The 20,211-nt window shown below is 58.3% G+C and carries 14 protein-coding genes; 7 read left to right on the top strand and 7 right to left on the bottom strand.

Going from position 1 to position 20,211, the window contains the following annotated elements:
- Positions 1–533: 533 nt before the first annotated feature.
- Positions 534–1,853 carry a hypothetical protein gene (locus EC9_RS09045; protein WP_145344250.1) on the top strand — a complete coding sequence of 440 codons (1,320 nt, stop codon included), beginning with the start codon at positions 534–536 and terminating at the stop codon, positions 1,851–1,853.
- A gap of 712 nt (positions 1,854–2,565) precedes the next feature.
- Here EC9_RS09045 and EC9_RS09040 read toward each other — a convergent pair.
- Positions 2,566–3,363 (bottom strand): hypothetical protein, encoded by a 798-nt coding sequence (locus EC9_RS09040; protein ID WP_145344248.1) that lies wholly within the window; start codon positions 3,361–3,363, stop codon positions 2,566–2,568.
- Between the two features lie 586 nt (positions 3,364–3,949).
- Between EC9_RS09040 and EC9_RS09035 the strand changes: the two genes are divergently transcribed.
- The 3 genes from EC9_RS09035 (at position 3,950) to EC9_RS09025 (ending at position 8,800) form a co-directional block, all read left to right on the top strand.
- Positions 3,950–5,902, top strand: a complete 1,953-nt coding sequence (locus tag EC9_RS09035; RefSeq protein ID WP_145344246.1) for a PrkA family serine protein kinase — start codon at positions 3,950–3,952, stop codon at positions 5,900–5,902.
- Positions 5,903–5,963: 61 nt separating this feature from the next.
- Entirely contained in the window at positions 5,964–7,259 is a 1,296-nt protein-coding gene (locus EC9_RS09030; protein WP_145344244.1) for a YeaH/YhbH family protein, read from the top strand.
- The gene (locus EC9_RS09025) at positions 7,256–8,800 is read left to right on the top strand and encodes a SpoVR family protein (protein WP_145344242.1); all 1,545 of its coding nucleotides are present in this window, start codon (positions 7,256–7,258) and stop codon (positions 8,798–8,800) included. Before EC9_RS09030 ends, EC9_RS09025 begins: the two co-directional genes overlap by 4 nt.
- 378 nt (positions 8,801–9,178) lie before the next feature.
- Here EC9_RS09025 and EC9_RS09020 read toward each other — a convergent pair whose 3' ends face one another.
- The 3 genes from EC9_RS09020 to EC9_RS09010 form a co-directional block, all read right to left on the bottom strand.
- Positions 9,179–11,008 carry an Hsp70 family protein gene (locus EC9_RS09020; RefSeq protein WP_145344240.1) on the bottom strand — a complete coding sequence of 610 codons (1,830 nt, stop codon included), beginning with the start codon at positions 11,006–11,008 and terminating at the stop codon, positions 9,179–9,181.
- Positions 11,005–11,565, bottom strand: a complete 561-nt coding sequence (locus EC9_RS09015; protein WP_218934690.1) for a DUF2760 domain-containing protein — start codon at positions 11,563–11,565, stop codon at positions 11,005–11,007. Before EC9_RS09015 ends, EC9_RS09020 begins: the two co-directional genes overlap by 4 nt.
- Positions 11,566–11,677: 112 nt before the next feature.
- Complete coding sequence (locus tag EC9_RS09010) at positions 11,678–12,862, bottom strand: phosphoglycerate kinase (protein WP_145119922.1); 1,185 nt, start codon at positions 12,860–12,862, stop codon at positions 11,678–11,680.
- A gap of 294 nt (positions 12,863–13,156) precedes the next feature.
- Between EC9_RS09010 and EC9_RS09005 the strand changes: the two genes are divergently transcribed.
- Positions 13,157–14,149: a hypothetical protein gene (locus EC9_RS09005; protein ID WP_145344236.1), complete on the top strand. Its 993-nt coding sequence runs from the start codon at positions 13,157–13,159 to the stop codon at positions 14,147–14,149.
- 140 nt (positions 14,150–14,289) lie between these two features.
- On the opposite strand, the gene EC9_RS09000 is transcribed toward EC9_RS09005, so the two are convergent.
- Both EC9_RS09000 and EC9_RS08995 read right to left on the bottom strand, forming a co-directional pair.
- Positions 14,290–15,534, bottom strand: coding sequence for a cytochrome-c peroxidase (locus EC9_RS09000; protein WP_145344234.1), 1,245 nt, complete (start codon positions 15,532–15,534; stop codon positions 14,290–14,292).
- Positions 15,535–16,017: 483 nt separating this feature from the next.
- Positions 16,018–17,712, bottom strand: coding sequence for a coiled-coil domain-containing protein (locus tag EC9_RS08995; RefSeq protein ID WP_145344232.1), 1,695 nt, complete (start codon positions 17,710–17,712; stop codon positions 16,018–16,020).
- Between the two features lie 491 nt (positions 17,713–18,203).
- Between EC9_RS08995 and EC9_RS08990 the strand changes: the two genes are divergently transcribed.
- Both EC9_RS08990 and nusG read left to right on the top strand, forming a co-directional pair.
- Complete coding sequence (locus EC9_RS08990) at positions 18,204–18,638, top strand: carbon storage regulator (RefSeq protein ID WP_145344230.1); 435 nt, start codon at positions 18,204–18,206, stop codon at positions 18,636–18,638.
- 245 nt (positions 18,639–18,883) lie between these two features.
- Positions 18,884–19,456: a transcription termination/antitermination protein NusG gene (gene nusG, locus EC9_RS08985; RefSeq protein ID WP_145344228.1), complete on the top strand. Its 573-nt coding sequence runs from the start codon at positions 18,884–18,886 to the stop codon at positions 19,454–19,456.
- Between the two features lie 202 nt (positions 19,457–19,658).
- Here the strand turns inward: nusG and EC9_RS08980 are convergent, their stop codons facing one another.
- Entirely contained in the window at positions 19,659–20,183 is a 525-nt protein-coding gene (locus tag EC9_RS08980; protein ID WP_145344226.1) for a hypothetical protein, read from the bottom strand.
- Positions 20,184–20,211 lie beyond the last annotated feature (28 nt).

Genomic DNA, 20,211 nt, shown 5'->3' with positions numbered 1-20,211 from the left:
GCTTCGCCGCGCGGGGCGTTGCCCACGCGGTTAAACAACGCGTCTCTCCCCCTTCGTTTAACCGCGTGCCCAGCGGGCCGCGAGTTTACGTTGGGCTAGTGCTTCGCCGCGCGGGGCGTTGCCCACGCGGTTAAACAACGCGTCTCTCCCCCTTCGTTTAACCGCGTGCCCATCGGGCCGCGCGTCAAAGCGCATCCCAAATCTAAAAGCGCGGCCCGATGGGCACGCGGTTAAACGAAGGCGCCGGCGGGTTTGTCGTTGGCGTTCGCGCGACAGGGAAACCTACAGCGCAGCACGTTGCTTTCTGACAACATTCGATTGCATCCCCGTGCTGCGAACCGCGACGGGCAGGCGAGTTGAACGGTTGCAGCGGTTGTGCTGTTTGTATCATCGCGTCGCACGGGGAAATCGATGCGGGCAAGCTGCATGCGTTGCGATTTCACATCATCGACGAAAAGGGTGTCGTAGAGTCGTGCAGCAATTTGCAGAGTCCCTCGCGATCTTCGATAGCCTATTTACCGCACGATCCGATCATGAAAAACCCAATCCGCACGCTGATGCTGGCGATCTCGTTGACGATCGTCTGCAGTCAGGCGATGGCAACCAACGCGATGTGTCCGGTGCTGCGCGAGCGTGAAGCGACCGACGAATACGTGACCACCTATCAAGGAAAAACCGTTCGCTTTTGTTGCAATGAGTGCCGACAGGAGTTCGAGCAAAACGCGGAACTGTACGTCAGCGAAGTCCCTCAATTACAAAACCTTGCCTGGAGCGATCGTCTGCGTGATTTCTTCGACACCAACACCCGATACGTCGCGATCGGTTTGCTGCTGACGCTACTGATCGGCTTGCGAGCCTACGGCTACCAGTCAACGAATCGAATCGGCGACGATCCGCCCACCGAAGCGGCGATCGACGTCGATGAACAATTTGCTCAACCAGCGTCCCTTCCATCCGAACGCTTGCCACTGCGGCAGCGGATGTTGACCGCAAAGGTATCCCCGGTGATCCCCTTGGTGATCTTGTGCGGCTACTTGGGATACGAGATCTGGTCGCTGCGCGATCACATCACGTCGACGGCCCTCGCCGAAGAGATCCACTTTGCAACCTTTTACGATTTCGGAACACCTCCGGTCCCCGAGCGGCCTGCCGATCTCGAGAATCGTCTGTCGGGATCGTATTATCGCGGCAACGACGAGCGCAGCCCACGACTGTTCAACGAAGGGAACTACCGCACCGCAACCTTCCACATCCAATTAGTCGACGTGGCGGGAACGCCATTGGTTGCCGGGGATGACATTTCCGACCGCGAGGTCTTCCTGAACCTCGACATCGATCGGCCACCGTTCACTCCTGATTTCCTCTATCTGCCGCGGGTGATGGAGACGATGTTCTTGACCCGCAAGAGCGAGATCTTTTTAGGACGCGACAGTCCGGTCGAAGATGCGGTCCAGCTGGAAACGGTTGAACCGATGCAGCGTTGGAACGCACGTTTTTCGCTGGGCAAGATCTCCTGCTGCAGCAAAGAACTGCGCGGCGTCGTCTACGTCTGCGAACAACGCTTCTACAAGCCGCACTGGTGGTCCAGCAGCGAACAAGTCGGCGGCGCACGGATGCATTACGGCATTCGCTACGATCTAGCGACCGAAGACGGACGGCTGACCGACGCGTCGGACATGTACATGGGAGCGCTCTATCGGACGCGGAAGTTTCCCAAATGGAAGGTCCCGATGACCGAGTGGTTCTCGCACCAACCGATCCCCGAACTGCCCGGCCCCAACGTCGAAGATAAAGCGCTGCTGGGAATCGACGACCACGAAGCCGATCGCGGCGTGATCGCCGAAACGCTATAAGCGGTCGCCCGAAGGCACGGCTTCTCTAGCAGCTTGCTGAGGTAGCCCACTTTAACAACAATGCGATTCACCCTCCCGGCTTCGCCAGGCGGGTGAAGTGCATGTTGCCGGCGCGAGACTTCACCCTCCCACAAACGAAGTTTGGCAGGGGAGGGTCGAACCAGCGAAGCGAAGTTCGGGGAGGGGAGTCTGGAAGGTAATTCCGCATCGATCGAATCAGCGTAAGGCCCTCCCCGAAAAACTGGCTAAACGCTCGTTTTCCGACCCTCCCGGCTTCGCCAGGCGGGTGAAGTGCATGTTGCCGGCGCGAGACTTCACCCTCCCGCAAACGAAGTTTGGCGGGGGAGGGTCGAACCAGCGAAGCGAGGTTCGGGGAGGGGAGTCTGGAAGGTAATTCCGCATCGATCGAACCGACGTCAGGCCCTCCCCGAAAAACTAGCTAAACGCTCGTTTTCCGCCCCTCCCGGCTTCGCCAGGCGGGTGAAGTACCTGTTGCCAACGCGAGACTTCACCCTCCCACAAACGAAGTTTGGCAGGGGAGGGTCGAACCAGCGAAGCGAGGTTCGGGGAGGGGAGTCCACAAGGCAATTCCGCATCGATCGAATCAGCATAAGGCCCTCCCCGAAAAACTGGCTAAACGCTCGTTTCCCGACCCTCCCGGCTTCGCCAGGCGGGTGAAGTGCTCGCGGCGTGGAAGTCGTTTGGGAGAAGCTTAGGATTTTGCGTCCAACACGTCGACGGCGCGGGCTTCGGGATAGATCGACAGTCCGCCGGAAGCTCGCAATTCGATGAGGTACGACTTGCCAGCTTCAGTCTTCACCGAGACAGCTTCGCCATGAGCGGCGCGGATCCCTTTTTCGGCCGCCAGTTTGCGATCGTTTGCAAACTGCCAAAACTTCGACCAGATCTCCTGCTCGAATTCATTGGGTTCTCCGCCACGCAGATAGGCCTGCGGCATCGATCCCACCTCGTCGATGACAAAGCCGTCGTTTGGGGTTTGGTGTTCGCCAAAGACGCGGCGGAACAGAGTGAGCGATGTGCCGCGAGCGATATCGGCTGATTCGACAAACTTGTCCTCGAATTTAACGACCCAGTTATCGATGTAGACGACATCGCCATCGATAGTGAAGACCTTCGGTTTGCCGATCGCGTTCCCCTCGGGAGAGAGTTCGGTGAAGCGGACTGTCGTCAAAACCAACTCGGACGCCAGTTGCGGTTGCTGGCTGAGCACCTCCAACCGCGCCAGGCGTTGGTCGACCTTCAACAACTGAAGCGCCGTTTCCATCCGCGTGATCGTCTTGGCTTGTTGAGCGATCTCGACGCTGGCGTTTTCGAGTTCGACGTGAGCCGAGGCAAGTGCCGATTCGGTCTCGGCCAGCTTGCGTCGCTCGGCGTCGAACATATCGTACGTCACGTATCCGGCGCTTCCCAAGATGCCCGCGATGCAGACCATCAGGAACGTGCGGACCGTGGTGTTAATTGTATGAATCGTTTCTCCAACGCGTCCCATCGGGAGGACTCCTGTGTTGAATGCGGGCCGTCGCCACATAGGGCCGAGGGTCTATTGAATTGCAGCCGCCTTCGCCGGTATCCCCTTCCGCCCGGGACACCTATTGAAGCATATCGTAAATCATCGGCGCAATCGCCCCAAGTCGATCAGGTCACCAGCCAGGAAGTTGTTAATTCACAGCAAGGCGATTGAGTCGCGCGTCGCCAGCGGAGGCAAATTCTAACTGTCACAGTGCCGAATCTCGCGGGATTGAATTTCTGTTTAATTTCACGAAGTTTTCCCTAAGTCGTTTCGCTGGAAGTGTTTGCGCCGTCGCTTTCAACTGTTTAATGGTTGAAATCGCAAAGTTGACGCAGCGCGATCTCCTATAATCGGGATAAGCGGGAAACTTCCGATCGGTGCATCGATTGCGCCCCTCGGTTTTGTCGACCGCCTGTCGGATGACGGGCGACTGCGAACTGCTTCGCATTCTCTGGCAACCGACGTCCTGCCGCCGTGAATCTAGTCTTTGCCCGCCGCAAGTAATCCAAACGACGAATTTATCGCGGGTGGGACTTCAAGCTTTTGCGCATTTGGGAGATTGCACATGGCCACCACAAACCGAACGGACATCGTTCAGCTGTATTCCGAGAGCTACTCCAAACATAAACAAGTCCGACTCTCGTTAAAGGAATATTTAGAAGCTGCCGGGAGCGACCCAAGCCTCTACGCCTCCGCCTCCGAGCGGATGGTGCAAGCGATCGGCGAGCCCGAACTTATCGATACGTCCAACGATCCACGGCTGGGCCGGATCTTCTCGAACCGGACGATCAAGTCCTACCCGACGTTTAAGAGTTTCTACGGATTGGAAGAGACGATCGAGCGGATCGTCGGCTTCTTCCGCCACGCCGCCCAAGGTTTGGAGGAGCGCAAGCAGATCTTGTATCTGTTGGGCCCCGTCGGTGGTGGCAAAAGTTCGTTGGCCGAAACTTTAAAACGGTTGATGGAAAAGCAGCCGGTCTACGTGTTGTGCGCCGGCGACGAGATCAGCCCGATCTACGAGAGCCCGCTGGTGCTGTTCGATCCCGTAACGATGGGATCGGTGCTGGAGGAAGAATACGGCATCCCACGCCGCCGCTTGGCGGGCTACATGTCCCCCTGGGCGATCAAGCGACTGGACGAATACGGCGGCGACATCTCCAAATTTTCTGTCGTCCGCGTGACGCCGTCCGAACAACGCGGCTGCTGTGTCGCCAAAACCGAACCGGGCGACGAGAACAACCAGGATATCTCATCGCTTGTCGGTAAGGTCGACATTCGCAAACTGGAATACTTCGGCCAGGACGACGCCGACGCCTACTCCTACACCGGCGGGCTGAACCGCACGACGCAGGGGCTGTTGGAATTTGTCGAGATGTTCAAAGCGCCGCTGAAGATGCTGCATCCGCTGCTGACAGCGACGCAGGATGGTACCTATGTCGGCACCGAAAACGTCGGCGCGATGCCTTACCAAGGGATCATCGTCGCCCACTCCAACGAGTCCGAATGGGAGACGTTTAAAGCGAATCGCAGCAACGAAGCCTTCTTGGATCGGATCTGCGTCGTCAAGGTTCCGTATTGCTTGCGAGTGACCGAAGAGACGCAGATCTATCGCAAATTGATCCAGAACTCCCAACTTGGGAACGCTCCCTGCGCTCCCGATACGCTGGAGTTGATGTCGCAATTTTCGGTCCTTACGCGGTTGAAGGAGCACGAAAATTCGAGCCTGCACGCCAAGCTGCATGTCTACGATGGCGAGTCATTAAAAGATACCGACCCGCAGGCGCGGACGGTCCAGGAATATCGCGACGCCGCCGGCGTGACCGAGGGGATGGACGGGATCTCGACCCGCTTCGCCTACAAAATCCTCTCGGAGACCTTCAACTTCGACAACGAAGAGGTGGCTGCCGACCCAGTCCACCTTATGTACGTGCTGGAACAATCGATCCGCCGCGAGCAATTGCCCGAGGAGACCGAGCAGCGTTATCTGGAGTTTGTCAAAGAGGAGTTGGGGACGCGGTACGCCGAGTTTATCGGCAACGAGATTCGCAAAGCCTATCTCGAGTCGTACCACAGCTACGGCCAGAATCTGTTCGACCGCTACATCTCGTACGCCGACGCCTGGATCGACGACCAGGATTATAAAGATCCCGACACTGGCCAGTTGATGGATCGCGATCTTCTCAACGAGGAACTGGAGAAGATCGAACATCCCGCGGGGATCGGCAACGCGAAGGACTTCCGTTACGAAGTCGTCAAGTTTGCGCTGCGGGCTCGCGCCAAGAACAACGGTCGCAATCCCGATTGGACTTCGTACGAAAAGATTCGTGAAGTGATCGAGAAACGGATGTTCAGCCAGATCGAAGAGCTGTTGCCGGTGATCAGCTTTGGCGCCAAAAAGGACAGCCAAGCCCAGCAGAAGCACAGCGAATTTGTCGACCGCATGACGCAGCGTGGCTACACGCCACGCCAGGTCCGCCGCTTGGTCGATTGGTACATGCGGGTCAGCAAATCGAGCTGACCCGAGGATCGTCGTTCCGTGATCTGTGCCGCCTTCATTAGCTCGCAGGGAGATTATCGCGATGCACGTAGTCGATCGTCGTCAAAATCCAAAAGCGAAAAGCCTCGGCAATCGCCAACGCTTTCTGCGGCGGGTGAAGTCGCACATGCGGAAGGCGTTTGCCGATTCGATTCGTCAGCGCAAGATCGCCGACCTCGAAGAGGGCCAAGAGGTTTCGATCAGCTCCAAAGATCTGCACGAACCGACTTTCCACCACGACCCCAAAGTCGGCCATCGCGATTATGTTCTCCCCGGAAATCACGACTATCGCCCCGGCGACGAGATCGAAAAACCGAGCGGTGGTTCGGGCAGCGGATCGAGCGGTAGTGCCGATGGCGACGGCGAGGACAGTTTTGTCTTCGCTCTGACCCGCGAAGAGTTTCTGGATCTGTTCTTCGAAGATCTGGAACTGCCCAACCTGGCCAAGCGGAAGCTGAAATCGATGGCGTCTCCCGCTTGGGTCCGCGCCGGGTATTCGACCGACGGTTCGCCACAGCGGCTGAATAAACGCGAGACGATGCGCCGCAGCCTGGCTCGGCGGATCGCCTTGGGACGGCCGAAGCTGGCTGAGGTCGAAGCGTTGCAGGTGGAATTGCAACAGGCGATAACCGCCGAGGAGGCCGACGAGATCGACCGGCTGCGGAAGCTGATCGACGCGCAACAGGCTCGAATGCGAGCGGTTCCGTATCTGGAGACAGTCGACCTGCGGTACAGCCGAATCCAACGGGTTCCCAAACCGACGACGCAGGCAGTGATGTTCTGTTTGATGGACACGTCGGCGTCGATGACCGAACAACTGAAGGACATGGCGAAGCGGTTTTATATGCTGCTGCATCTGTTTCTGACGCGGCATTACAAATCGGTCGAACTCGTCTTCATCCGCCACACCTACACGGCTCAAGAGGTCGATGAGCAGACGTTTTTCCACGGTCGCGAGACCGGTGGTACCGTCGTTTCGTCGGCGCTCGAAGAGATGTTGAAGATCGTCAAACAAAGGTATCCGGTCGACGATTGGAACATCTACGCCGCGCAAGCTTCCGACGGCCACAACTTCGACCACGACATGCCGCAGACGCTGCGTCTGTTGGAAGAAGAGATCCTGCCGATCTGCCAGTATTACGCTTACATCGAAGTCAACGACGACCAATGGCCGGGCGACAGTGTCCTGTGGCACGGCTACTTTCCCCTGGTCGATCGCCACGACAACTTCGCCCAAGCGGAGGTCGCCACGGCTAGCGAGATATTCCCGGTCTTTCGCGATCTGTTCGACAGCAGGCAGCGTTCTGGGGCCAGCACCAAACCGCGGGGGGATCGATGAACAAACGGCACGGCGAGCTTTTATACAGCGGGTCGCAGTGGGACTTCCGTCTGCTGCACCGCGTCTACGATGCTGTCGAAGAGATCGCCTTGGGCGAACTGGGGCTGGACGTCTATCGCAACCAGATCGAAGTCATCACGTCCGAACAGATGCTGGACGCTTATGCAGCGATCGGGATGCCGCTGTTGTATCGCCACTGGTCGTTTGGCAAACGTTTCGCCCGCGAGGAATTGTTGTACCGCAAGGGAGCCCAATCGCTGGCGTATGAATTGGTGATCAATTCGCAGCCCTGCGTCTCGTACGTGATGGAAGAGAACACGATGACGATGCAGACGCTGGTGATCGCGCACGCAGCGTTTGGCCACAACCACTTCTTCAAAAATAACCATCTGTTCCGTCAGTGGACGCGAGCCGATCGCGTGCTCGACGAACTCGCGTACGCAAAGAGCTACATTGCCGATTGCGAGCAGCGGTATGGATTTACGGAGGTCGAATCGCTGTTGGATTCCGCTCACGCGCTAATGTCTCACGGCGTCAACCGCTACGCCACGCGACGTCGCTCGCCGCGCGAACAGCAGGCGCGCAGCGAAGCCCGCCGCCAACATCTCGAATCGACTTACAACGACTTGTGGCGGACCGTCCCAACCGAACCGAGCGACGCAAACGAAGTGCGGTCCATCGAACAAGACGAAAACGACATCGAAGCTGCAGCGTTGGAACTTCCCGAGGAAAATCTGCTGACATTCCTCGCCAACAACGCACCGAAATTGAAGGACTGGCAGCGCGAAGTGCTGCGGATCGTTCGCACCCTGGCCCAATACTTCTACCCGCAGCGGCAGACCAAGATGATGAACGAAGGTTGTGCGACCTTTGTCCATTACGAAATCATGAACCGCTTGTATCATCGCGGCCAGATCGACGAGGGATCGATGCTGGAATTCCTGCACATGCATTCGGCGGTTGTCGCCCAACCGAATTTCGATTCCCGTGGCTTCGGCGGGATCAATCCCTACGCGTTGGGGTTTGCTATGGTCCGCGATATCGCCAGGATCTGCGACGACCCCGACGACGAGGACCGCCAATGGTTCCCCGAGATCGCCGGCAAGGGGCGCTCGCTGGAAACGATCCGCGACGCCTGGGAGCACTATCGCGACGAGAGCTTCATCCTGCAGTTCTTGAGTCCGCGATTGATCCGCGAAATGCGGTTGTTCAAGGTCAGTGATGACGCCAACGACGAACATATGACGGTCACCGCGATCCACGACGAATCGGGATACCGCGAGGTCCGCCGCCAATTAGCCGCCCAATACGACATCTCCAAACAGGAACCCGATATCCAGATCAGCGACGCCAACCTGAAAGGGAACCGACGATTGGTCCTGACTCACCGCGTGCGCGATGGCAAGCTGTTAGAGAAATCCGAAGCCAACCGGATCTTGCGGCATCTGGCAAAACTGTGGGGCTACCGCGTCCGGATGGTCGAAGTCGACGCCGAGACCAAACGTCCGCTCAGCGAATACGACGCCGTCTCGATGCCGTAATTAAGGAGCGAGCACCGAGTCTTTTCGTTTAACCGCGGCAGCAACGCCCCGCGCGTTTTGAATGCGTGTTGGCGAGGTCACGAGTCCCCCACCGAAAGCGATTCGTTTAACCGCAGCGGCAACGCCCCGCGCGTTTTGTATCACTAGCGGCTGGACTCGTAACCTCATCCACTACCGAAAGCGATTCGTTTAACCGCGGCGGCAACGCCCCGCGCGTTTTGTATCACTAGCGGCTGGACTCGTAACCTCGTCCACTACCGAAAGCGATTCGTTCGTTTAACCGCGGCGGCAACGCCCCACGCGTTTAAATGCTGGGCTAAGCAGTGTTGCAATCTATCATCCGGCACACCGCTTAACAGCCCGGGGCCAGGGAAAATTCTATTCTTGCGGTTCGTCGCGGACGTTGAATTCCAACTTCCAACGGCCATCGCCATGAACCGCCACGCACCACAGTTCCAGGACGCCCAGTTCGGTGATGTTGGCGTGAAATTTGACCGGTACGTGCGACTCGGTCGCTCCATCGGCCAGCGTTAACGTCGCTTCCATCGGATCGGTTTCGGTGAGTTCCGCGTCGTCCCACCAATCCAGTTGTTCGCCCGGTGTGTCGTCGGTGCGGACATTCGAACTGAAGAACCGGAACCTGGCCGGTTTGCCGACAACCAAACCGATCTCGCCCGAAGGGACATCGGTTTCGGTCCCCTCTTCCATTCCAAACGGAACGACGCACAGAGCCTTCAGCGGCCGTGGGGCTCCAGGAATCGCCAGCCCGGCGGTTTCGATGCCGACGTAATATGAACGGGCCGTGCCGCCGCGAATCCGCAGACCGCCACGCTGTTTGTTCAGCCCGTAATAACAGGCACCGCGAGCGACGGCGTGGTCGAGGTCGTGAACGCCCTGCAGCGGTTGAACTGTCGAATCGCCCGCGTCGGCGGACCAGCTGTTGACGATCTCCAGCATTCGGTTGCGGAATCCATCGGCTTTGAACACGCCGCCGTTAAACAACACAAAATCGGGAAGCGACACGCTGTCGCTCTCCGCCGCGGTGCAGTGGTTGGAGACAAACGAGGCCAGGTGACGCGTGATCCCCGGATCCGATTCGAACGGCAACCCGATTTCCTGGAAACCCGACGCGGCTTGCCGCTGCGGCACCGCATCCAATTCACACTTGGGAAGAAAGCCATCGACCAACAGTTGTGAAATCGATTCCCGATCGACTTCCACGCTCACCGTGCCGCCGATCAATTTGCTACCGCGACCAAGGACCGAGATCGTCTGTTTTTCGGAACCCTCGGGGGCCAGCAGCGCCTCTTTCGCCGCGCGGCACGAATGCCACAGCGAGACCGATTGCCAGGGGTTCAGTTTCGTCTTCTTCTTGGCGAATTCAGCCGCCACGACATGGGCCATCGTTAGGTCCATGTTGTCGCCACCGACCAGCAGATGATCGCCAACCGCTTCGCGTCGCAGCGTCAGATCGCCTCCATCCTCGTCGACCGTGATCAACGTCAGGTCGGTTGTTCCGCCACCGACATCGCAGACCAGCACGCGTTGGCCGACGGTTAACATCTTCCGCCACTGGTCGCCGACAACCGACAGCCAAGCGTAAAACGCAGCTTGCGGTTCTTCCAGCAAAACAAAGTTGGCTGGCAATCCCGCCGCGATCGCCGCCTCGCGAGTCAATTCGCGAGCGACGGGATCAAACGACGCTGGGACCGTTAAGACGACTTGTTGTTGTTCGATCGGCGCGTCGGGAAACCGCTGTTGCCAAGCTTGCACCAAATGCTGCAGGTACCGCTGCGAAGCGGTCACCGGCGAGATCTTCTCGACATCCTCGGGAGCTTGCCAGGGAAGGATCGGTTGGCGGCGATCGACACCGGTGTGACAGAGCCACGATTTTGCAGCCCCCACGGTTCGGTCGGGGGCTTCGCCACCGCGATCCCGCGCAAACTGACCGACAGCGTAAGATTGATCTTTGCCCCAGGGAGCGTCCAAGCCACCGGCGGTTCGCTCCGCCGCATTGGCCAGATAGACAAACGACGGCAGGCTGTCGCGCTCTTCAACGGTCCCGGCGGCGACCAATTGCGGAATCGGCAGCAACTGGATCTCTGCCGCTTCCGAACTGCCCGCATTCGATTCGGGCTGAACCGGCGTGTAAGCCAGGACGCTGTTGGTCGTCCCGAGGTCGATACCGATGATGTATTTGGCTGTCATGCGATTTCCAATTCGATCGGTGCGATCACGCGATCCGATTCGGGGCTGCCCGACCAGCGAGGAAGCTCGCACTTCGCGGCCTTCCAGCCGTGATGGGCGATCGTTCCGCTAAAGGGAGCGTCGCCGTGGACGTTGCCGGTCAAACGGATCTGTCCCGGATCCACTTCCGCTGGCGTCTGCATCGAATCCCCTTCTTCGGCATCAGTCAGCGGAGCGATGGCGAACATCCGGTCGAGCACTTTTTTCGTGTCGCGAAGGACGTCGCGAGCTGCCGCGCCGACCTGTTCGTCGCTGTAAGCGTCCAACGATTCTTGGACGAGGTCGACAAAGCGGGCTTCACGCTGCAGCGCCGCCAACAAACCGATCGCATCGCTGCGCGTCGGTTTAGGTGGTGCAGGGGCTTGGGCTTTGGCCGGAGCTTCCGCGGGAGTCGATTCGGCCGCCGCCGGCGTCGGCTGATCGACAGCCTCGCCGCTGGTCAGCCGTTGATATGCCGCCGCAGCTTCGCGGTTAAACAGGATCTTAAAGAACGCCTGGATGGCTAAACCGATGCTCACGGCAATACGTCTCCAATAAACCGACGGGGAGAATTCGTGGTCAGATTTTTATCAGCCGCCACGCGCGCGGTTCCCGACCGCGAACCGCACGCTAGCGTCGAACGATCGCAGCTTATGCTTCGTCCAAGATATCGACAGCCTTAAACGCTTTGCCTTCGAGCATTTCCAAGCTAGCACCGCCACCGGTGCTCACGTGGCTGACCTTGTCGGCCAGACCGAACTGCTCGATCGCTGCGGCGCTATCGCCACCACCGATGATCGTCGTGCCGGGGCAATCGGCAACAGCTTGAGCAACGACGCGGGTTCCGGCGTCGAACGGAGGCATTTCGAAGACGCCCATCGGCCCGTTCCAAACCACGGTCTTGGCCGACTTTATGATCTCGGCGTACATCACAGCGGTCTTCGGTCCGACATCAAAGCCTTCCCAGCCGTCGGGGATCTGGCCCGCGTCGACAACTTGTTTGTTGCAGTCGCCCGAAAAAGCGTCGCCACAGTGGGTGTCGACGGGAAGGACCAATTTGTCGCCACCCTTTTCGATCAACTCGCGAGCCAAATCGACTTTGTCCTTTTCGACAAGGCTGCCGCCGACTGCGCCGCCGCGAGCCAACGAGAAGGTGTAGGCCATCGCACCACCGATCAAGATCTTGTCGCAGACCGACAATAGGTTGTTGATCACGTTGATCTTGTCGCTAACCTTCGCTCCACCCAGGATCGCCACAAACGGACGCTCAGGGCTGCTGATCGCATCGGCCAGGTATTGGATCTCTTTGGCGACCAGGTTGCCGACAACCTTAGGACCGTCGATCTTTTGAGCGACTGCGTACATCGAAGCGTCGGTGCGGTGGCAGGTGCCAAAGGCGTTGTTGCAATAGATGTCAGCCATCGCCGCGATCTGGCCGGCGAAGGTTTCGTCGCCCTTCTTTTCGCCCGGATTAAAACGCAGGTTTTCCAACAGGACGACATCGCCATCACCCATCGCAGCCACTTTGGCTTTGGCGTCTTCGCCAACGGTGTCGGTAGCAAAGGCGACGGGTTTGCCCAGCAGTTCGCTCAACCGCGCCGCGGCGGGAGCCAAGCTGTATTTGCTGTCGCTGGCATCGCCACTGGGACGCCCCAAGTGGCTGCCGAGGATCACGCGGCCGCCACGATTGACGATCGATTGGATCGACGGCAACGCCATCCGGATCCGGCGGTCGTCGGTGATCTTCAGCGAATCGTCCAACGGCACGTTGAAGTCAACTCGCATAAAGACTCGTTTTCCCGCCACATCGATATCTTCGATACTTTTCTTGGCCATTGTTCGTTCTCGTGAATTGGTTCTTGTGGAAGCAGTGGGATCGTCGCCGACACTCGCTTGAAAAATGCTATCTCAACGGACTGATTATCTTGATCTTGGGCCACCTGTCGAGGGCGTACAAATAGCTAGTCTGAGCAAATCAGGCAGCATGCGGCAACCTTTCCGGCTGGCATTCGACGGCTTCGCAGGATTGTCTGAACTTGAGGCCCCTCGGTAGACGAATAACCCATAAAGACGGCAGATTCGTAGTGGACGGATCGGCCAATTGCAGCCGCTTTGGGACGCGAAATGCCGATGCCTGTTCGCCGGTTCACAACCGTCCTGCTGTATGTCGTCTGCTGCTTGATGCTACTTGCCGGCCCCGTCCAAGGGCTGGATTTCGGCGACAAAAGGGCTGAACGGGAGGCAGCGATCGCAGCATTACCGCTGGATCGCTTGACGCAGACCGCTCGAAAACGCGTGGAACAAATCATCTCGCATCCGACGATGTTTCGTCGCTTGCCGACCCAGGGGATGGATTGTGACCGCGATATGTTTTTGTTTCTGGTGCGACACCCCGAAGTGCTCGTCGGAATTTGGGACGTGATGGATATCACCCAGGTTCAGATGAAGCGGACCGGTCCCTACAACCTGGTCGCCAGCGATGGCCAGGGGACAACATGCGAGATCGAACTGATCTACGGCGACTCGCAGACCCATCTTTATATAGCCCGCGGTAAATACGAGGGCTCGATGGTCGCCAAACCGCTGACCGGCAGCGGCGTCTTTGTCCTGCACAGCAGTTACGCCCGCAGCAGTCGAGAGCGGGAGACGATCGGCGGACGGATGGATGTCTTCTTGGAACTCGACAGTCTCGGTGCCGACCTCGTCGTCCGCACCCTGGGACCGTTGATCGGTAAATCCGCCGACCATAACTTCATCGAGACGGCGAAGTTCATCGCCCAGATCTCGCAAGCTTCGGAAGTGAATCCCGAGGGAGTCAAGAAACTAGGGCTGCAGTTGCCTCAGGTTAGCGAGCCGGTGCGGTCGGGTTTCATCGACACCGCGATCGCTGTCGGACGCCGTAACGGGAACACGATCGCCGATGAACCGCCGATCGCCATGAACGACTCACCGCTTGGGCGGACTCTCGATGGCAAGCCGGCTGTCGAAACCAAAGTTCCAACGCCCGTTCCGGTACGCGTCGCTTCGAGTCGCCCGGCCGCGATCGACGCCGAGCAAGACGCCGTCGATCGTTATGACAACCCGGTGCAACCGCGCAAGCTGGGCATGAATCTGCGTCGCTAGCCGAAGCGGTTGCGAAGTAGCGGCCACAGGCGGCAGGCTTCGGCGGTTGCTGTGGGCCCTAAACGAAAAGATCACGCGACCGGAGTCGCGTGATCATGTTTGAGTGACCACGTTACGTGGCCACAATTTTCAACTTGTCGCTATTCGGGCAGGCGGTTTTCTTCGACCTTCGGGAACGGACCGGTCAGCCCTTCTTTCATGAACGCGACCACATCCTTCTCCTCTTGCTCGGTCAGGTTCAGCGGCTTGACCTTGTCGCTCAACCACGGGTTCTTGTGCCCGCCCTTGTTGTACCAAGCGACGACTTCTTCGAGCGTCTTTTGGCTGCCGTCGTGCATGTAGGGTTCCGACAAGGCGACGTTGCGTAGCGTCGGCGTCTTGAACGCTCCCTTATCCTTCTCTTCTTTCGTCACGACGTAACGTCCCAGATCGGGATCTTCCACTTCCATTCCGACGCCCAAGTTGTGGTACTGTTCGTCGGCGAAGTTACCGCCGGCGTGGCAGAGTGCACAATTCGCTTTACCGAAGAAGAGCGTCATGCCGCGCTGGGCCGATTCGCTCATCGGGTGCTTCTGAGCCGCTGCGACCATGTCGTCGTATTGCTTCGCCAAATCGGGATCTTCGCTTCGCAAAGCGTCCATGTCTTCCAGGTCCAAGGCGAAGACCTCTTTGAATTTCGTCAACGGGTTCCAGTAGTCGTAGGGAGCCGGGCCGGTGACGATCGCCCGTTCAAACGACGCCAACGCCTTGCCGACATTGTCGATCGTCACGCCGTCGTCGAAGATCGCTTTGAACTGCATCGCGTAACCTGGAATCGCTCCCACGCATTCGATACACGCGTCGTGTGTGTTCCCCATCTCGATCGGGTTGGCGATCGGTCCGACAGCCTGTTCTTCCAACGAAGCGGCGCGGCCGTCCCAGAACTGAGCCTTGCTGAGGATCCGGTTGTAACTGATCGGTGAGTTTCGGTTGCCGGTCTGACCGCCGACGCCAACACCAAACTGCGTCTTGGCGCCGTAGCCCTCGCTGGGACTGTGGCAGCTAGCACAGCTGATCGTTTGGTCGGACGAGAGTCGCGCGTCGAAGTAGAGCTGGCGGCCGAGTTCGATCTTGGCGCGGGTCAGCGGATTGTCTTCGGGAATCGCCATGTTGGCGGTCGATGCGTCCAAGCCCTTGGGCAAACTGACCTCCAGCACGACGTGGTTTTCGGGCTTCGTCAACCAGGCCTCGATCTCCGCTTCCTTCAGCGGACCCTCGCCGGGAATCCCCGTCAGCAATCCATCCTCTCCCAAGTTCACCCGCGCCGTCTTGGGTTGTTCGGCTTGCAGGACGAGGCCGCTGTGCAGCAGCAACGTGACGATGAAGAAACGCGTGACCGGTCGCATTGAGGATTCTCCGAGTTGAATTGTCGATTGGGGAAAGCCAACAGGCGGCAAGATCAGCCTGGGACTGTGGGGAGGGGGTGGGAAGGTTGTGCAACCAAAGCAGGAAAGCTGCACAAACTACTTTCAAATTATACCAGAAAAAAACTGCAGATAGTGATCCCAATTGACAGCCAGCGGGCGAAATCGGGTGGATCGTCGACGTTGGTTGTCGTTGCAATCGGTGGGAACCGCACTGCCGTCGATGCAACCAGCTTTTCAGCTTTCTGCAAATCGACCCCAGACAGTTCCAAACGGCGAGCCGAACGCTGCAGGGAAATCAGGGTTTTGAGTTAAAGTACTATTGGTAACCCGAAGCGTAAGCGAGGCACCGCTTGGATTCGTCGCTTACGCTTCGGGTTACCAACTCCTCTGACGCTCTGGTTTGGAGAAGTGACTTGCCCTGGCAAACGCTTCTCCAACCGGCGCTGAAACAGCTCCCCGAAGTCAATCCCCGTCGGTCAGGCCGAGTTGAGCCAGCCATTTGCGGCCCTTCGACTCCGGTTTCCCTTCGACCTTCGTCGCTTCGCGCATTTCGGCCAGTCGCTGTTCGATGTCGATCCGTTCGCGAGCCAATTTTGCTCGTTCCAACGAGACATCGATCTCCGCCTGCCGCAACTTCTCTTCCCATTCGGTCTGGATCCGCTGCAGCTTGGCTCGTTCCTCTTGAATCAGTTCATCCTGATCCAGCATCTGCAGAACTGCAGCTCCGCCGATCGCCATGTCGCCCGCCGCCAGACTCTGTTGTTCCAACAAGCAACGCAGTTCGGCGATTTCGGCATCGCGTTTGCCTAACTCGCGATCGGTCTTTTCGATCACCTCTTCGATTTTCAGTCGTTGTTGCGCCAGTTCGCTGTCGTTTAGTTCGTCGTCTTCGGCGTTCAACCGTTGCAGCATATGCAGCTTCCGCTGCTCCCACGACATGCTCTCCAGCGAAACCTGTCCGTCGGTCCCCGCGCCATCGACTTGGCTAGCCGCCAGCTTGGCCGCCAGTTCGCGATTCTGACTCTTCAGCTCCTCGATCTCATTTTCCGCGTCGTCGCGGCGCTTCCTCAGCCCCTCGACGGCGGCTTGCAGCGTCGCATTTGCTTCCTCGGTCTCGCCTCCCGACTTCCGAGCGGACTCCAGCGTCTCCAGCTTCTGCCGCGTCAGTTCCAATTCGGCTTCCAGCCGTCGGCAAGCGTCGCGTTCCGCTTCGACATGCGCCAGCGCCCGCTTCAGATCCTCGTCCAACTGCGCTCGGACCTCGGCGACAGCTTGTGCGCGTTCGGCATCCCACTGCGAACGTTCGTCGGCCAGCGATTGATGCTGATCGTGCTGCGACTGCAGATCGGCAAGCGTCTGTTCCTGTTCCGATTGGTGCTGCGACCGCAGATCGGCCAGCGCCTGTTCCTGTTCTGATTGGTGCTGCGACTGCAGATCGGTCAGCGTCTGTTCGTGTTCGGATTCCAGACGGGATCGCAGTTCAGCCAACGTCTGTTCCTGCTGCTGAGCATCTTGAGCGCGCGCTTCGGCGAGCTTTGCTTCCAGCTGTTCTTCGTGCTGCGCCTGCAGATCGGCCAACCGCCGTTCCAGCTCCGCGTCGAATTCCTCCCGCACGGAATCGAGATCCATGTCTCCGGCGCGGCGCGCCAGTGCGACTTCGGCCCGCTGAGCTCGCAATTGTTGAGCGATCAGGCGCCGCTGCTGCGACGTCTTCGCCTCCCTCCGCTGCACCTGCTGTTCGGCTTCGGCAATCCGCTGCGCGTCGGCGTCCAACGCTTCGCTGCGTTCGAAGAGTTCCCGTTCGAGTTCCCGCAACTCCTCTTCGCGCGGCTCCAGATCCCCTTGCATCTTCGTCCATTCGCTCTGCTGACGATGAAACTCCTGCTGCTTATCGTTCAGCTGAGTCAGCATCGTGTTGATCATGCAGAGCGATTGCAGCAGCGAATTGGACATCTGCAGCGGCTCGGGGTTCTGCGCGCCGGCCAGATTCGCATCGATCGAATCGAAAAGATCGTCCGCCTGTTGCTCGGTCGTCGCCGCGTTAGCTGCATTTGCATTGGGCGCTCGATCGACCTCGCGATCCGAACGTCCCTGATTGGCGACGTTCGAATCGTTCGATAGCGGCTTTTGCTTTTTAATGCGTGACGAACGAGCCATAAGTACTTTTGGGGAAGAGCCGAGCGGCGCTCGACTCTCGATCTGCATGGGAGAAGTGTTCCGACGATTTCGGGGAGATCATCTCTGTTTAAGTACGTTGCATAGCGTTACACGTCAAAACTTCACGAGCCTTAGATCGCCGGAACGCCGCAGCCACGTGCGAGCGATTCGTCAAATTCGAATCGACCGCGCTACCCGTAACGATCCCACTCCCCCTTCAAGTTCCGCCCCGATCGGTTTCCCAAAATTGCAAACCGTTGTAAGAACGTCCAATCGCGCCGCTCGCTCACCGGCCACCGCGCTCCCTCAGGACCAGCTTCCAAAAGAGACAAACCCTTTGCCTGAATAGACTTAGCCGTTCCCGGAAGAAATGTTTGGCGATTCTGCCGCTGCTTTGGCACGCATTGTGCAATATCCCACCTTCGTTACCGAGTGTTGCTCGGAACGAGGTTTCAAACGGAAAGCTCTTCACTTAGGCAAAGGAGAATGCCATGTTGGTTCTAACACGCAAAGCAAAACAACAAATTCGATTGGGCGACGACATCATCGTGACGGTGTTGCAAGTCAAAGGAAATTCGATCCGCTTGGGAATCGAAGCCCCCCGCGAGACGCGAGTTGTGCGAGGTGAATTGGAGTTCTATCCCGAACAGCCTGCGAAAAGCGAAGCGGCTGCGACGGCACCCGAAGCCCCCGTGAAGGCCCCGGCGTCGGATTCTCGTTCCACACCGCGTGCGGCAACCTCGGGCCGTGCCACGGCGGTCCAAGTTGTCGGTCCGACAAGGTTGAAGATTCAACAAAATTCGGCCGTCGCCACACGGTTTCCGCGGACGATGGAACGCTGCGAAACGACAGTCTCCGAAATCCGACCGCTGAAACGGTTCATGCCAAAATCGATGCGTGAAGCAGTGGGAAACGTGTCGGTCTAGAAAACGTCGATTGGGATCGGCAATTCAGGAGGGAATCCGGAATTGCTGAAACTTGAAAACACACAAAACAGGAACACGCAAAACGTCTTGTTCGCATTCGTCCGATCGGTTTAGAATTTTGAACGACTCCATTCGCCAATCCGCTAGCTATACTTATCTAGGCATAAGCCAGCGTCCTGCCGTTATGCGAATCGGGTTCGTCAGCGGGCAGCATCACCTTTCAAAATTCAACGGGTACCATTCGAATGCCAATTCTGGGCGAAGAACCGGATATCTTTCCGGAAACGATCCTCGAACTTCCTGAAGAGCCTGATACGCAGTGGTGGGCACTCTACACGCGGTCGCGGCAAGAAAAGCAATTGATGCGGAAACTCCGCGAACTCCAGATCGGGCACTACTCGCCGGTGATCGGGCGCCGTTACAAAAGTCCCGCAGGCAGAATCCGCACCTCGTTCCTGCCGTTGTTCGCCAATTACGTCTTTGTCCGTGGCACCGGAGAAGCGCGATACGAAGCCGTTTCGACCGGCTGTGTTTCGCGATGCATCGATATCGCCGACCCGTTGCAATTGGTCACCGACCTACAACAGATCCGCAGCCTGATCGAGACCGGAGCGGCGTTGGCTCCAGAAGAAAGGTTGGAACCGGGCGATTTGGTGCGGGTGAAGAGCGGACCGTTTGCTGGATTTGAAGGGACGATCGTCCAACGCGATGGCCAGCGGCGATTGATCGTCTCGGTTCGCTTCATGAATCAAGGGGCTTCGGCAGCCCTGGATGATTGCCAGCTCGAATTTCTGGGCAAACCAACGCCGGCCGAATAGCCGGCGCGTCGCCCTCCAAAACGTTTAACCGCGGCGGCAACGCCCCGCGCGTCATGCACGCGAGATCGCAACGTTTAACCGCGGTGGCAACGCCCCGCGCGTCATGCATGCGAGATGCGCGTCGTTTAACCGCGGTGACAACGCCCCGCGCTTCGATCGGCTAAAGCCTCTCACTCCAACGCGCGTTTTCCAGCGGCCGGTGCTACTTTTTCTCTTCCGCGTGATCGTGATCGTCATGGTCGTGATCATGATCGTGCTTGATTCCGGTAGCGGTTTGCAATGCTTCGACAGCGGCGGTGATTTCGGCCGAAACGTCAGCGTAATCGGCTCCTTCGTCGCCGTGCATCTTGGCGTCGACCTTGCCGTAAGCATCCATCAACTGCTTCAGCGCTTCGCTCGCCCCCTTCTTCTGCTCGTCGCTTAGATCGCTCTTGGCAACCAACAGCCCCGCGCTTTCCAGAACGCTGCCGATATCGTGCAGCGGACCGTGAGCCCCATCGGGATCATCGGCGGCAAACGACTCTTGGATTTCGTCGGCCAAATGGTCGATCGTTTCGATCGCCTCGGGCAATGTTTCCGGTGTGCTGTGACCGTGAGCACCATGATCGTGATCATCGCTAAGCGTGGGGGGAGCATCGGTGGTTGTCGATGCGGCGGGGCAGCCAATGTTCAAACAAACGACAGCACAAGCCAAAAGGGAGAAACCAAGGGAGGTCAGTGAACGCATGATCTTAGATTCCTGGAAGACATTTTTT

This window comes from Rosistilla ulvae, from assembly GCF_007741475.1.
GTDB lineage: Bacteria > Planctomycetota > Planctomycetia > Pirellulales > Pirellulaceae > Rosistilla > Rosistilla ulvae.
This window is presented reverse-complemented; position numbering and strand designations above follow the sequence as displayed.